Genomic DNA, 14,995 nt, shown 5'->3' with positions numbered 1-14,995 from the left:
CACATCCCGGCAACGCCGGACGCGGCTCGCGCCGCTGCTACAAAAACACCCAACCCCGTAGCAGCGGCGCAAGCCGCGTCGGCGGTCCCCGCGAAATATCTGACACAACGCGGTGCAACCAAACGCAAGCTTAACGCACCCCCTGTAGCAGCGGCGCAAGCCGCGTCGGCGGTCCCCGCGCAGTATCTGACACAACGCGGTGACGCCCAACGCGGCTTGCACCGCTGCTACAAGAACGCCATCGGTTTTTACGCCGAATAAACCGGCAGCTTCGCGCAGATGGCCTGGACCTTCTGGCGCACGGCATCGATCACCGCTTCATTGTTCAGGTCAGCCAGGATGTCGCAGATCCAGCCGGCCAGTTCCTGGCACTCGGCTTCCTTGAAACCACGAGTGGTCACAGCAGGCGTACCAAAGCGCAGGCCGGAGGTCACGAACGGCGAGCGAGGGTCGTTGGGCACCGAGTTCTTGTTGACGGTGATGAATGCCTTGCCCAGCGCCGCGTCTGCGTCCTTGCCGGAAATGTCCTGCTTGATCAGCGACAGCAGGAACAGATGGTTCTCGGTACCACCGGAAACCACGTCGAAACCACGGTCGATGAACACCTTGGCCATGGCCTGGGCGTTCTTCACGACCTGCTGCTGGTAGGTCTTGAATTCAGGCTGCAGCGCTTCCTTGAAGCACACGGCCTTGGCGGCAATGACGTGCTCCAGCGGGCCACCCTGGGCACCTGGGAACACCGCCGAGTTGAGCTTCTTCTCGATCTCGGCATTGGCACGCGCCAGAATCAGGCCGCCACGAGGACCGCGCAGGGTCTTGTGGGTAGTGGTGGTGACCACGTCGGCGAACGGCACCGGGTTGGGGTACACGCCGGCGGCAACCAGGCCGGCCACGTGGGCCATGTCGACGAACAGGTAGGCACCGACCTTGTCGGCGATTTCACGGAAGCGCGGGAAGTCGAGGATCTGCGAGTAGGCGGAGAAACCGGCCACGATCATCTTCGGCTTGTGCTCCAGCGCCAGGCGCTCGACTTCGTCGTAGTCGATCAGGCCCTGGGCATCGATGCCGTACTGGACGGCGTTGTACAGCTTGCCCGACGAAGAAACGCTGGCGCCGTGGGTCAGGTGACCGCCGTGGGCCAGGCTCATGCCCAGGATGGTATCGCCTGCCTGCAGCAGGGCCAGGTAGACCGCGCTGTTGGCTTGGGAGCCGGCGTGCGGCTGAACGTTGGCGTAGTCGGCGCCGAACAGCTCCTTGGCGCGGTCGATGGCCAGTTGCTCGATCACGTCGACGAACTCGCAGCCGCCGTAGTAGCGCTTGCCAGGATAGCCTTCGGCGTACTTGTTGGTCAGCACCGAGCCCTGGGCTTCCATCACAGCGGGACTGGTGTAGTTTTCCGAGGCAATCAGCTCGATGTGATCTTCCTGGCGCTGGGCTTCTTGCTCCATGGCGGCAAAGAGATCGGCATCGTACTTGGCGAGTGTCTGGCTACGGCTGAACATGGCGGTCCTCAGGGATCGGGATGTTGGGAAAGGCGAGCATTCTACCCCATCGGCTTTTGTCTGGCATATGAAAGGCAGTCATCGCGTGGACAAGCGGGCTTCATGTCTGGTTGTGTCCACTCATGCCGTAGGAGCGGTCATCGGCCGCGAAAGCCTCACCGCAGTCCACCTGACCCACCGCATCGACCCATCGCGGCCAAAGACCGCTCCTACGGGGTCAGATCCTGCGCGTAGTCACTGAAGCAGAAACAGCGCGTCGTTGCTGAACTGAGTCTCGAAGCGATGGGCCTGCATCGGGCGCCCGAACAGGTAGCCCTGAACCTCATCGCAGCCATGCTCGCGCAGGAACTCCAACTGTTCATGGGTTTCCACGCCCTCGGCGATGACCGAGAGATTCAGGCTGTGCGCCATGGCGATGATCGCCCGCGCAATCTGCGCATCCTGCTCGCCGGACGGCAGGCCATCGACGAAGGTGCGGTCGATCTTCAGCACGTCGATGGGGAACTGCTTCAGATAATTGAGCGACGAATAGCCAGTGCCGAAGTCATCGACGGCAATGCTCAAGCCGAGATTCTTCAAAGTGTCGAGAATCATCATGGCTTCGTTGACCTCGCGCATCAGGATGCTCTCGGTCAGTTCCAGCTCCAGGCACGCCGGTGGCAGACCAGTGATTTCCAGCATTCGGGCGATGCGATTGCCCAACTGACCATCGGCGAACTGCCGCGCGGAGATGTTCACCGAGATCTTGGGCACCCGCACTTTGGCCAGATGCCAGGCCTTGAGCTGGCGACAAGCCTCGGCCAGGACCCAGTCGCCCACATCTACTACCAGGCCAAGCTCTTCGAGCACCGGAATGAACTCGACCGGCGGCACCAGGCCACGGCGTGGATGATTCCAGCGCAACAAGGCCTCGGCACCGGTCAGGCGCTTGCCATCGCCGCTGAACTGCGGCTGGTAGTACAGCACGAATTCCTGTTGTTCCAGGGCGTGGCGCAAGTCGCTTTCCAGCTCCAGACGCTCCAGCGCCGTGGCGTTCATGTCGGCCTGGTAGAACTGGAAGTTGTTCTTGCCACGCTCCTTGGCGTGGTACATGGCCGTGTCGGCGTTTTTCATCAGTTGGCTGAGTTCGCTGCCGTCCTGAGGGCTCAAGGCGATGCCCACACTGGCGGTGACAAAGAACTCGCGGCCCTCCAGCACGAAGGGTTTGACCAGGCTGCCGAGAATCTGCTCTGCCACATGAATGGCCTGGTTCAAGGCCAGCTCGCGGGTGGCCCGCGGTTGCAGCAGCAGGGTGAACTCGTCGCCGCCCATGCGCGCCACCGTGTCGTCATCGTCGACGCAGCCCAGCAGACGCGTGGCCATGTCCTTGAGCATGCGGTCACCGGCGGCGTGGCCGAGGGAGTCGTTGATCGGCTTGAAGCGGTCGAGGTCGAGGAACATCAGCACCACCCACGACTGCTGGCGCTCGGCCTGCTGCAGGGCGTTGTACAGGCGGTCCTGGAACAGCGTGCGGTTGGGCAGGTGGGTCAGGGCATCGTAGTAGGCGAGGCGATGAATGCGCTGCTCACTGGCCTTGCGCTCGCTGATGTCGCTGAAGAAACACACGTAGCTGGCCAGGTCGCCTTCGTCGTCGAGTACCGCGGTGATGCCGACCCAGGCCGGGTAGTGCTCGCCGTTGCGCCGCTTGAGCCAGACCTCGCCTTCCCAGGTGCCGCGCTGTTGCAGTTGCTTGAGCACGTAACGCAGGTGCGCTTCCTGCTGGTCATCCACGGTCAGCATGTTCGGCAACTGGTCCAGCACCTGGGCCACGGCATAACCGCTGACACGGCTGAAGGCCTCGTTGGCCTGCACGATGTAGCCCGCCGGATCGGTGATCAGAATCGCCGACGTCGAATGCTCGAACACCGTGGCGGCCATGCGCAGGTCCTTTTCGGCGCGACGTTGCTGGCTGACGTCGCGACCCACGCCCAGAATGCCTTCGAAAGTCCCCTGGGTGTCCCAGATCAACACCAGGCGTAGCTCGATGGGAATCTTGCGCCCGTCGTTGCGCAGGCAGTCGAACATGAACACCTGAGTCTTGAGGTCGCTGCGCAGGGCGGCCAGCTCGGCCGGCGCATGCAGCGCCTGGTGGACCTGGGTCAGCAGCGCGTTGATACCCGTCAGCTGTGCAGGATTGGCCAGCATGCCCTGCCAGCCGTTCTGCATCACCCAGTCCGCGTCGAAGCCCAGCACCGTCTGCACCGAAGGGCTGACGTAGTTAAGCTCCATGCGGTTGTTGGTGGAAAAGATCACGTCGCTGATGCTTTCGGCGAGCATGCGATGGCGTTTTTCGCTTTGGCGCAGCGATTCGCTCGCGGTCCTGTGGCTGGTGACGTCAGTGATACTGAGAATGACCGCGTGGTAATCCTTGGCGTGTTCGGGAAAACGCACCGTCACCCACAGGTACTGATCGTGGCCCTGCTGATTGTCGAGACGGATTTCCAGCTCCAATTGCTGCTGGCGCTGCAGCAGGGCCCCGATCAATTGATGGCCGATGCCAGTGGCCCGGTCCGACCAGCCTTCGATCAGCTTGCGCCACGCCTGGTCGTTCGTGTGCACCTGCAGCACGCGCAGGGCAACGTGGTTCACTTCGGTGATGCGCAGTGCCTGCAACAGCTCCTGACGGGTTGCCGGATTGTCCTCCAGCCACCGCCCAAGATCGGTGCGCTCGTTCAACCCCACCCGTTCGAACAACGGCAGCACACCTGATAGATCGAGCACGCACAGCGCCACGCCGGCGCCCTCGAAGATGTCCCGATAGCGCCGACGCTCTTCGTTGAGTTCGCGCTGGCGGCGGCGCATGCTCAACAGCGCCAGCAACGGTACCAGCGAAATCAGCAGGCCCAGCAGGCATTTACCCACCAGCGGTGGCAGCAGTGCCAAGCGTGCCTGACGGGCGTCGAACAGGCTGCGCAGTTGCCAGTCGCTATGGCTCAGCTGGGTGACCAGCACACTCTGGTTCAGCTCGGTGGTGCTCAGTTCGGAGGCGCTGATCGGGGCAGGGTCGGTGCGGTTGATGACGTGCTTGTCGACATGGTTTTCCAAGACCCAGCCAGGGTTCTGCCCACGCTCGACCTGGTGAATGAGCCGACTGATGACGATCGGGCTCATGCGCAGCAACCAGTAGCCATTGGTGTTTTCACCGGGCTGGCGGATCAACAGATAGACCAGGTCTGCCGCCGTGCTGTTGGTGTAGTAGTGGCTGTCGCCATCCAGGCGGCTGACCAGAACGGTGATGAAAGCATCGTCGTTCGCTTCGATCAAGGTGTCGGCGATGATTCGGGCATCGCCGCTGAGCCAGGCCAGGCTTTGCAGCTCGGGCACCGAGCGACGCACACGGGTAACGGTTTCGGCACGTTCCCGGGCGCTGGGGAAGGGCTGGGTGGTGAGCAACTGGTTGAGCACGATCTGCGCATTGAGCGCCATGTTCAGGTTGACGTGATCGGCCAGGTCCGCACTGGAGTCGATGCTGTGCTGGCGTTGGTCTGCCTGAGTGCGCTGGAACTGATCGAACAATTGCCAGAACAGCAGCATCAGCAGCATCAACACCAGTAATGCCAGCGCGCCCTTCAACGTGCCGTGCAGCGGAGTACCTGACCCTTGGACAGGCGGGCGCAAGGAGGACGGCTGATTGAGATTGGGCAAACTGAGCATCCTGCGATATGACAGTCGTGGGCAGGCATAGGCGTGTACCCAGGCATGGGCACATGAATCATGCGTGTTACACCTCGCACTATAAGCTGTAGCGCCCAAATCCGGCTAGATTTCTGTAGCGGCGCCGCGCGCCGCGCAAGGCGTGCCCAGTCCATGTAGCAGCGGCGCAAGCCGCGTCAGCAGACGCCACCGTACCGCGCCGCGATCCACCACCCCTGCAGACCATCGCCCAGGCACGCACTGGTTTGCCCTGACTCCCGCATTCCGGTAGCTTTGAACACCTTGCGGGGGCCCAAGCTTCCATCCTCTATCTCGCACCTTCTTTATCCAGGTTCATTCCATGGCTCAATACGTCTACACCATGCATCGGCTGAGCAAAGTCGTTCCGCCGAAGCGGGAAATCCTCAAGAACATCTCGCTGTCCTTTTTCCCCGGCGCCAAGATCGGCGTGCTCGGCCTGAACGGCTCGGGCAAATCCACCCTGCTCAAGATCATGGCCGGTGTCGACAAGGAATTCGACGGCGAAGCCCGGCCGATGCCCGAGCTCAACGTCGGCTACCTGCCTCAGGAACCTCAGCTGGACCCGACCAAGACCGTGCGTGAAGTGGTCGAGGAAGCGGTCAGCGTGATCAAGGACGCCCAGGCTCGCCTGGACGAAGTCTACGCCGCCTACGCCGAGCCGGATGCCGACTTCGACAAGCTGGCCGCCGAACAGGCCAAGCTCGAAGCCATCCTGCAGGCCAGCGATGGCCACAACCTGGAGCGCCAGCTGGAAGTCGCCGCCGATGCCCTGCGCCTGCCGGCCTGGGATGCCAAGGTCGAGCATCTGTCCGGTGGCGAGAAGCGCCGCGTGGCCCTGTGCCGCCTGCTGCTGTCGGCCCCCGACATGCTGCTGCTCGACGAGCCGACCAACCACCTGGACGCCGATTCCGTGGCCTGGCTGGAGCACTTCCTGCACGATTTCCCCGGCACCGTGGTGGCGATCACCCACGATCGGTACTTCCTCGACAACGTCGCCGGCTGGATTCTCGAGCTCGACCGCGGCGCCGGCATCCCCTACGAAGGCAACTACTCGGGTTGGCTCGAAGCCAAGTCCGATCGCCTGGCTCAGGAATCCAAGCAGCAGTCGGCCCATGAAAAGGCCATGAAGGAAGAGCTGGAATGGGTGCGCAAAGGCGCCAAGGCCCGCCAGTCCAAATCCAAGGCGCGCCTGCAGCGCTTCGAGGAAATGCAGTCCCAGGAATTCCAGAAGCGTTCGGAAACCAACGAGATCTACATCCCGGCCGGTCCGCGCCTGGGTGACAAGGTCATCGAATTCAAGAACGTCACCAAGGGCTATGGCGACCGCGTGCTGATCGACAACCTGTCGTTCGCCATGCCCAAGGGCGCGATCGTCGGCGTCATCGGTGGTAACGGTGCGGGTAAATCGACCCTGTTCCGCATGCTCATGGGCAAGGAACAGCCGGATTCGGGCTCCATCGAAATCGGCGAAACCGTGCAACTGGCCTGTGTCGACCAGAGCCGCGACGACCTGGACGGCAGCAAGTCGGTGTTCCAGCAGATTTCCGACGGCTCCGACCAGATCCGCATCGGCAACTACGAAATCCCTTCACGCACCTATGTCGGCCGGTTCAACTTCAAGGGCGGCGATCAACAGAAGTTCGTCAAGGACCTTTCCGGTGGTGAGCGCGGTCGCCTGCACCTGGCGCTGACTCTCAAGGAGGGTGGCAACGTCCTGCTGCTCGACGAACCGTCCAACGACCTCGACGTGGAAACCCTGCGCTCGCTGGAAGAAGCCTTGCTGGACTTCCCGGGCGCAGCCATCGTGATCTCTCACGATCGCTGGTTCCTGGACCGCGTGGCAACGCACATCCTGGCCTACGAGGATGACTCCCAAGCGGTGTTCTTCGAAGGCAACTACACCGAGTACGAGGCCGATCGCAAGAAACGCCTGGGTGAGGCGGCTGCTCAGCCGCACCGTGTTCGTCACAAGAAGCTGGCGTAAATGAAAATGGGGCCCTGAAAAGGGCCCCATTTTTCTGTCTGACGACTGCAAACGTTCAGTCGCTCACGGGCTTGTCTGAATACCCGTGATTTCCACGGTCAGATCGCCCGCCGGACGTCGCCAGACGCGCTCTTCACCCACTTCCGCACCCAACAGTGCCCGACCCAGCGGCGAGGCCCAGTTGATCAGGCCAACGCCCGCATCCGCTTGATCCTCGCCTACCAGGCACACACGCTGCTCGACACCTTGATCGTCGGCAAAGGTAACCCAGCTGCCGATCTGCACTTTTGCCGTAGAGGTGATGGGCGCTACCACCTGAGCATGCTGCAGGCGGTGCTGGTAGTAACGCATGTCCCGCTCCAGATCGGCCATGCGCTGGCGATCGGCGCGCTCGCCCATCGCCGTCTGCTCGGCCTGCAGGATCTGCACTTCCGTAACCCGCGCCTGCAGCTGGGCCAGCCCACTGGCGGTCACGTAGTTGGGCTGGGTGCTGATCAGGCGTTCAACGGGTTGCGTCGCCTGAGCGGCAGCGTGGTCTTCATTGACGAATGCCCTGCTCATGATATTCCTCCCTTATGGGGCGGTATTGATCGCCCTGAGCGCAGGAGTGCCGCGAATCCAAAGACAACCCATGGCCGCAGCCAGGTGTCGCAAGCCAGCATGACTCCTACAGTAACCACTGCTTGTACAGGTTAGGCCGCAATATCCGGTCATAGTTGCATTCGCCACCGTTGCCTCGAACGCTTCCAGGGAGAGCCAAGCACCCGGCTAGTAGTGGTACCACTTGACCTCGAGCATGACCTCGTTGCGTGGCGAGCTCAGATGGCTGAAATCGCGTTGCGCGCTCAGGCGCAGCCCCAGGTTACGGGACACTTCCCACTGCTGGTTCAGGCTCAGGCTGCGGCGCACCTCGCCATTGGTAAAGTAGTCGCCCTTGCCTTCGAGGCTGAAGTTGCCCAGGGCGTTCTTCCACAGCACACCGCTGTTGAACCCTGCCGCTGGCGCGACGAACTGGGCGAAGTCGTTGTTGTGCTCCACCCGCACCGTGCCCAGGGCGAAGCCCAGCACCTGTTCGCTGAGCTGCCAGGTGCCACCGGCGCCGCCATTGACATGGGAGACCAGGTTCTCGTCACCGTGTTTGCCCAGCACCCGTTCCAGACCGCCGGTCACTTGCCAAGACAGCGGCTGCAGCAGCTCGTTGCGCGGCGTCAGCGAGCGGATGGTGGCCAGATCCAGTTGCTGCACCTGCCATTTGTTGCCTTCGTACTGGCGCACTTTCAGGCCGAGAATCTCGATCTGCGCGCCGAGCGGAAAGCCTTCGGCGTTGTCATTGAGGTCGTGATAGGCCATGCGCAGGCCGTACTCGGCGAACGCGGTATCGCCGCGAGTGCCGACACCCGCGCTCCAGGTCCGCGACTGATGACCGTCCTCGGGCAAGCCGGGACGGTCGATGGCCAGCGGCGGTGGCGGATTGCGATTGATCGCACGCAGCAGTTGGAAGCTGCGCTGGGTCCGCGCCGGATCGCGCTCCTGGCCGGTGGCCCGGTAGCGTTCCAAGCGGAAGGCGGCATCCTGGATCAACGCCTGGCGATCCTTGCCCAAGGCCTGGAAGCCTTCGCTGTCGATCTGCGCCGTATCGGCGGCGATCCTCTGCACCCATTGCTGCTCGCTGCTGTCCAGCGGTTTGGCGCGTTCGAGCAGTTCCCGCTCGCGGGACGCACGGTAATCGATCTTCTCGACCAGGCCGGCCGCTTTCACCGCTTTCACGGTGTCCGTGGGAATGGCGGTCAGGGGGAACTGCGAAGTCAGGTCCAGGCCCGGCCGGGCCACCTGAAGCAGTTCGAGCAGGCGATACGAGCAGTTTTCGTCAAAGAAGAAATAATCGAACTGCACCTGCTTGAGTTCCCACACATGCTCGACCATGCGCCCGGTCTCTTCAGGTGTGAGGTTGAGCCGGTACTCCCACAGGTCGCGGTTTTCCAGGCTGCGGTACTCGGAGAGCTTTTCCTGGTAGGGCACCAGGGCGAACAAGCCCGGATAACCGCCAGCCAGCCCCTTCCAGGCGTACAAAATGCTGTTGTCGCTGCCTTCGACGTAGGCGCCGAAGTTGATCGCATAGCTGAGCAAGGCAGTGTTGTTGCTCTGCACATCGGCCTGATCGATGCGCAACAGGGTGTGCCCGAACATCGAGGAAGGGCTGTTCAGGTACGCCGCCGGGAAAATCAGCACGGCGCTGTGGGGCGCCACGTCCGAGAACCACTTGGTGAATTCGGCACACTCCACGGTCGGCAGGTCAGTCAGACCCAGTTGTTGCCGCAGCCAGCGGGTGCGCGCAGGAAACACACACTGCGCATGCTTGTCGCCGGTGGCCGCAGGTGCATAGATTGCCTGCAGCGTAGCCTGCAGTTCGGCGTCCGGATGGTGCGCGCCGTCGTCGGCCAGAAAGAATTTGCGGTCATCGACATAGCTGCGCCAGCCGCCGAGCTTGCCGCGCTCGTAGTGGCCGACGGAAATCCAGTAGGGATCGTTCGCCAATTGTTGCAGACGCTGAGCGTCGATGTGCGGAGCGGCGTGCAGCGGGGCGCACACGCAGAGCGCCAGGGAGGCAAGGCGTTTGAGCATGGTCGGCAACTAGTTCGGCGAAATCGGAAAAGGGGGGATGCCCGCCCCGAAAGGAGCGGGCGGGTCGAGCTTAAGCCTGGGTGGCGTATTTGGCCAGACGTGGATCGTTTTTCAGAACGGCGATGGTGTTGCTGTGCACGTCTTCAGCGGTGCTGTCGGCGCTGCTGAAGATCTGCTGGAAGTGCTCGTGGGTGACCGACTGGAAGTAGGCGCGGTCTTCGGGAGCGACGCCCAGTACCACGGCATAGGTGGTCAGTGCTTCGCCTTGGCCCTTGGCCATGTCTTCGGACAGCTCGTCCATCATGCCATTCATGGCAATCCAGGATTTACCGCCGTAGGTCAGTGCCGCGTTGGTCGAGCAACCGTTGGTGCCCGAGGTCATGCCGAAGGTGGCGTTGCCCGAAGTGCCGTTGGTGGTGGAAGCCAGGAAGTGCGCAGGCGTGCCGCGCTGGCCTTCGAACAACATGTTGCCCCAACCGCAATCCGGACCACCGGGCGCTTGCGCCATGGCGTTGATCGAGACGGCGGCGAACAGAGTACCCAGCAGAATCCGTTTCATAGCGTTGTTCTCTTTTTGATGTGCTTACTGAGGGTCTAATGCCTGGCGAACCAGGACGGGTCGGTTATTGGGCCGACCGCGTAACTTGGAGTTTAGGCAAGCGTTGCAGTTCCGCACGAAATGACTAAGTTGCAGCCTCGCTCGGCAAGCCCCGGTGCAGCTTGCGCCGTCGCTACAGAAGCGCCCAGAATGACAGCATCTGTCCCGCCGAAGTAAGGATGCCCGATGCCCGATTCTGTAGCTGCCAGCCTGCGTCTTGCGCCCGAGGCACTGACCCGCCCGTTTTCAGCTGAACAGTTCAACTTCACCACCACCAACGACCTGGAGCCCTTTCGTGGCGTGCTGGGTCAGGAACGCGCCGTCGAGGCCTTGCAATTCGGTGTCGCCATGCCGCGTCCCGGCTACAACGTGTTCGTCATGGGCGAGCCCGGCACCGGCCGCTTCTCGTTCGTCAAACGCTACCTCAAGGCCGAAGGCAAGCGCCTGCAAACCCCGGCCGACTGGGTCTACGTCAACAACTTCGACGAGCCGCGCGAACCCCGCGCCCTCGAGCTGCCGCCCGGCAGTGCCGGCGCCTTCATCGGCGACATTGGTGCACTCATCGACAACCTGCTGGCGACCTTTCCGGCGGTGTTCGAGCACCCGTCCTACCAGCAACGCAAGAGCGCCATCGACCGTGCGTTCAACCAGCGCTATGACCGCGCCCTGGATGTGATCGAAAAGCTGTCGCTGGAAAAGGACATCGCCCTGTACCGCGACAGCAGCAACATTGCCTTTACTCCGATGCTCGACGGCAAGGCCCTGGACGAAGCCGAATTCGCCCAGTTGCCCGAGGCTGACCGCGAGCGTTTTCACACCGACATTTCCAATCTGGAAGAGCGTCTCAACGAAGAACTGGCCAGCCTGCCGCAGTGGAAGCGCGAGTCGAGCAACCAGTTGCGCCAGCTCAACGAAGAGACCATCACCCTGGCCCTGCAACCGCTGCTGGCGCCGTTGTCGGAAAAGTATGCCGAGAACGCCGCCGTGTGCGGCTACCTGCAGGCCATCCAGGTCAACCTGCTCAAGACCGTGGTCGAGCAGCTGGTCGATGACAGCAAGGCCGACGCCCAGGCCCGCAAGCTGCTGGAAGAACAGTACAGCCCCAGCCTGGTCGTCGGTCATCACCAGAGCGGTGGCGCGCCGGTGGTGTTCGAACCGCACCCCACCTACGACAACCTGTTCGGCCGGATCGAATACAGCACCGATCAGGGCGCGCTCTACACCACCTACAAGCAGCTGCGCCCCGGCGCACTGCACCGCGCCAACGGTGGCTTCCTGATCCTGGAAGCCGAGAAGATGCTGGGTGAACCCTTCGTCTGGGATGCGCTCAAGCGCGCCCTGCAATCGCGCAAGCTGAAGATGGAATCGCCACTGGGCGAGTTCGGGCGCCTGGCCACCGTCACGCTGACACCGCAGATGATCCCCTTGCAGGTAAAAGTCATCATCATCGGCGCTCGTCAGCTGTATTACGCGCTGCAGGATCACGATCCCGACTTCCAGGAGATGTTCCGCGTCCTGGTGGACTTCGATGAAGACATCCCCATGGTCGACGAGAGCCTGGAGCAGTTCGCCCAGCTGCTCAAGACCCGCACCTCGGAGGAGGGCATGGCGCCGCTGACCGGTGACGCCGTTGCGCGCCTGGCCACGTACAGTGCTCGCCTGGCGGAAAACCAGGGGCGTCTGTCGGCACGCATCGGTGATCTGTTCCAGCTGGTCAGCGAGGCGGACTTCATCCGCCACCTGGCCAACGAAGAGCGCACCGACGCCGGTCACATCGAGCGCGCGCTCAAGGCCAAGGCGACCCGCACCGGTCGGGTCTCGGCGCGTATCCTCGACGACATGCTGGCCGGCATCATCCTGATCGACACCACCGGCGCTGCGGTGGGCAAGTGCAACGGGCTGACGGTACTGGAAGTGGGCGATTCGGCGTTCGGTGTCCCGGCGCGTATTTCGGCCACGGTGTACCCGGGCGGCAGCGGCATCGTCGACATCGAACGCGAGGTCAACCTGGGCCAGCCGATCCACTCCAAGGGCGTGATGATCCTCACCGGCTACCTGGGCAGCCGCTACGCGCAGGAGTTTCCCCTGGCCATTTCTGCCAGCATCGCCTTGGAGCAGTCCTACGGGTACGTGGATGGCGACAGCGCGTCTCTGGGCGAGGCCTGCACCTTGATCTCGGCGCTGTCGAAGATGCCGCTCAAGCAGTGTTTCGCGATCACCGGCTCGATCAATCAGTTCGGTGAAGTGCAGGCTGTGGGAGGCGTCAACGAGAAGATCGAGGGCTTCTTCCGTCTGTGCGAGGCCCGTGGCCTGACCGGCGAGCAGGGCGCAATCATTCCCCAGGCCAACGTGGCCACACTGATGCTCGACGAAAAGGTCCTGCAGGCGGTGCGCGACGGCAAGTTCCACGTCTACGCCGTGCGCCAGGCCGACGAGGCGCTGAGCCTGCTGGCGGGCGAGCCTGCCGGTGAGCCCGACGAGAACGGCGCGTTCCCCGAGGGCAGCATCAACGCCCGTGTGGTGGAGCGGCTGCGAGTCATCGCGGAAATGATCAGCGAAGAAGACCTCAAGGAAGCTGAAAAGGAACAGGCGCTGGAAGAACTGGTCGAGGTCCGGCCGACGGTGTAGATCCCTATAAGGTACGGGACAGCTGGCGGGCAGAGCCACCCGTCAGCTGAACCAGGGCCAGCGGTCAATCCCTTCTATGCTCCAATCATGACCCCTCGCGAGCCGCCCCCGGCTCTCTGGGGCAATGGTGTATGCCAGAGGAGGGTGGCCATGGCCCGCAGCCTGAGCCTCAACCGTCAATGCCTGGGACTGATGACCCGGATCGAATGCAGTGTTCGTCCGCTGGCGGGTGAGAATGGCCTGTGGACGCTGTTGTTCGCTGCCGGCATGGCGGGTGAGCAACCCAGCGCACTCAAGGCGCAGGGCCCTTTCCATGGCCCGCTGGCTGCCGAAGCCGTGCTCGAAGCCATCGTCGACAGCCTGACGCTGCACGGTTACAGCCTCAGCGAGGACCCGCAGATGTGGGCCGTGCACCTGCAACGCCAGTTGCGTGCACTCAATGGGCTTCGTGGCACGCCGAGCGTTCGCTACCGGCTCCCCGAACACTGATCTGCCTGCATTGCACACGGTTGCGACACACCGTCGCACGTCGTGCTTTGTCCTGCGCGTGGCTATAATCGCCTCCAATTTCCACCACCCTGTGAGCCTCAATGGAACGCTTCATCGAAAAAACCATGTACGCCTCGCGCTGGTTGCTGGCGCCGATCTACGTCGGCCTGTCGCTGGGACTGCTGGCGCTGGCCCTGAAATTCTTCCAGGAAATCTTCCACGTCCTGCCCAACATCTTCGCTATGGCCGAATCCGAAGTGATTCTGGTGCTGCTTTCGCTCATCGACATGGCACTGGTGGGCGGCCTGCTGGTGATGGTGATGATTTCCGGCTACGAAAACTTCGTCTCGCAACTGGATATCGAAGATGGCGTAGAGAAGCTCAGCTGGTTGGGCAAGATGGATTCCTCTTCCCTGAAGATGAAGGTCGCCGCTTCGATCGTGGCCATTTCCTCCATCCATCTGCTGCGCGTGTTCATGGATGCCAAGAACATCGAACCGCAGTATCTGATGTGGTACGTGATCATCCACATGACCTTCGTCGTCTCGGCCTTCGCCATGGGCTATCTGGATAAGTTGACCAAGCACTGAGTCCACCTGTGCCGCGCGCTGGCACAGCCCGCGCTGCTGAAGTGCGGGCACGCAGTGTGCTAGTCTGCTCGCCCTTTTATCCGGGCGCGCCCTTCATCCCCGCATGAAGACCCTGGCGCGGCCCCGCAGCGGAGCAGTGTGATGTCCGAAGTACAATTGTCGACCGACGAAACCCGCGTGAGCTATGGCATTGGCCGCCAGTTGGGCGGCCAGCTGCGCGACAACCCGCCACCGGGCGTAAGCCTGGAAGCCATTCTGGTTGGCCTGACCGACGCGTTCCGTGGCCATGAGAGCCGTGTGAGCGAAGAAGAGCTGAATGCCAGCTTCAAGGTCATCCGCGATATCATGCAGGCCGAGCAGCAGGCCAAGGCCGAAGCCGCAGCAGGCGAAGGCAAGGCGTACCTGGCAGAAAATGCCAAGCGTGCCGAAATCACCACCACGGCCAGTGGCCTGCAGTACGAAGTGCTGAGCACCGGCGAAGGCAGCAAGCCGTCCGGCGACAGCACCGTGCGCGTTCACTACCACGGCACCCTGACCGACGGCACTGTGTTCGACAGCTCCTACAACCGTGGCGAGCCGGCCGAGTTCCCGGTCAACGGCGTGATCGCTGGCTGGACCGAAGCCCTGCAACTGATGCCTGCCGGCAGCAAATGGCGCGTGCATGTTCCTAGCGAACTGGCCTACGGCGCCCAAGGCGTCGGTAGCATCCCGCCACACAGCGTGCTGGTGTTCGACGTGGAACTGCTGGAAGTCCTGTAACGCCTCGGGGTAATCCAGAGGCACCGCACGACCGCCGACGCGGCTCGCGCCGCTGCTACACAGACACGCGCTCCTGTTGCAGCGGCGCAAGCCGCGTCCGCCCCCACGC

11 protein-coding genes are annotated in these 14,995 nt (G+C 62.7%); 6 read left to right on the top strand and 5 right to left on the bottom strand.

Going from position 1 to position 14,995, the window contains the following annotated elements:
- Positions 1–261, top strand: a 261-nt coding sequence (locus tag QMX89_RS21495) for a hypothetical protein (protein ID WP_282349795.1), incomplete at its 5' end; no start/stop codon positions are given.
- On the opposite strand, the gene glyA is transcribed toward QMX89_RS21495, so the two are convergent.
- Both glyA and QMX89_RS21485 read right to left on the bottom strand, forming a co-directional pair.
- Positions 249–1,502: a serine hydroxymethyltransferase gene (glyA, locus tag QMX89_RS21490; protein ID WP_043192788.1), complete on the bottom strand. Its 1,254-nt coding sequence runs from the start codon at positions 1,500–1,502 to the stop codon at positions 249–251. The two genes, QMX89_RS21495 and glyA, sit on opposite strands and share 13 nt — an antisense overlap.
- A gap of 234 nt (positions 1,503–1,736) precedes the next feature.
- Entirely contained in the window at positions 1,737–5,195 is a 3,459-nt protein-coding gene (locus QMX89_RS21485) for a bifunctional diguanylate cyclase/phosphodiesterase (protein WP_282349794.1), read from the bottom strand.
- A 340-nt stretch (positions 5,196–5,535) separates the two neighbouring features.
- Between QMX89_RS21485 and ettA the strand changes: the two genes are divergently transcribed.
- The gene (gene ettA / locus QMX89_RS21480) at positions 5,536–7,200 is read left to right on the top strand and encodes an energy-dependent translational throttle protein EttA (RefSeq protein ID WP_049860932.1); all 1,665 of its coding nucleotides are present in this window, start codon (positions 5,536–5,538) and stop codon (positions 7,198–7,200) included.
- 63 nt (positions 7,201–7,263) lie between these two features.
- On the opposite strand, the gene QMX89_RS21475 is transcribed toward ettA, so the two are convergent.
- The 3 genes from QMX89_RS21475 to QMX89_RS21465 form a co-directional block, all read right to left on the bottom strand.
- Positions 7,264–7,761 (bottom strand): GreA/GreB family elongation factor, encoded by a 498-nt coding sequence (locus QMX89_RS21475; RefSeq protein ID WP_282349793.1) that lies wholly within the window; start codon positions 7,759–7,761, stop codon positions 7,264–7,266.
- Positions 7,762–7,968: 207 nt separating this feature from the next.
- Complete coding sequence (locus QMX89_RS21470; RefSeq protein ID WP_282349791.1) at positions 7,969–9,822, bottom strand: DUF4105 domain-containing protein; 1,854 nt, start codon at positions 9,820–9,822, stop codon at positions 7,969–7,971.
- Between the two features lie 70 nt (positions 9,823–9,892).
- Positions 9,893–10,381 (bottom strand): DUF3015 domain-containing protein, encoded by a 489-nt coding sequence (locus QMX89_RS21465; RefSeq protein ID WP_043192793.1) that lies wholly within the window; start codon positions 10,379–10,381, stop codon positions 9,893–9,895.
- A gap of 225 nt (positions 10,382–10,606) precedes the next feature.
- Between QMX89_RS21465 and QMX89_RS21460 the strand changes: the two genes are divergently transcribed.
- The 4 genes from QMX89_RS21460 to QMX89_RS21445 all read left to right on the top strand — a co-directional run bounded on the left by QMX89_RS21460 (position 10,607) and on the right by QMX89_RS21445 (position 14,886).
- The gene (locus QMX89_RS21460; RefSeq protein ID WP_049860936.1) at positions 10,607–13,048 is read left to right on the top strand and encodes an ATP-binding protein; all 2,442 of its coding nucleotides are present in this window, start codon (positions 10,607–10,609) and stop codon (positions 13,046–13,048) included.
- Between the two features lie 150 nt (positions 13,049–13,198).
- A complete protein-coding gene (locus QMX89_RS21455) occupies positions 13,199–13,537 on the top strand; it encodes a hypothetical protein (RefSeq protein WP_282349790.1) in 339 nt (112 codons plus the stop codon).
- A 101-nt stretch (positions 13,538–13,638) separates the two neighbouring features.
- Positions 13,639–14,127 carry a TIGR00645 family protein gene (locus QMX89_RS21450; RefSeq protein ID WP_056844077.1) on the top strand — a complete coding sequence of 163 codons (489 nt, stop codon included), beginning with the start codon at positions 13,639–13,641 and terminating at the stop codon, positions 14,125–14,127.
- Between the two features lie 141 nt (positions 14,128–14,268).
- Positions 14,269–14,886 (top strand): FKBP-type peptidyl-prolyl cis-trans isomerase, encoded by a 618-nt coding sequence (locus tag QMX89_RS21445; protein ID WP_282349789.1) that lies wholly within the window; start codon positions 14,269–14,271, stop codon positions 14,884–14,886.
- The last annotated feature ends 109 nt before the right edge of the window (positions 14,887–14,995 follow it).

Origin of the sequence: Pseudomonas sp. PS01301 (assembly GCF_029960215.1) — a bacterium.
Classification (GTDB): domain Bacteria; phylum Pseudomonadota; class Gammaproteobacteria; order Pseudomonadales; family Pseudomonadaceae; genus Aquipseudomonas; species Aquipseudomonas coleopterorum.
Note: the sequence above shows the minus strand (reverse complement) of the source record. Positions and strands in the feature narration are given on the sequence as shown.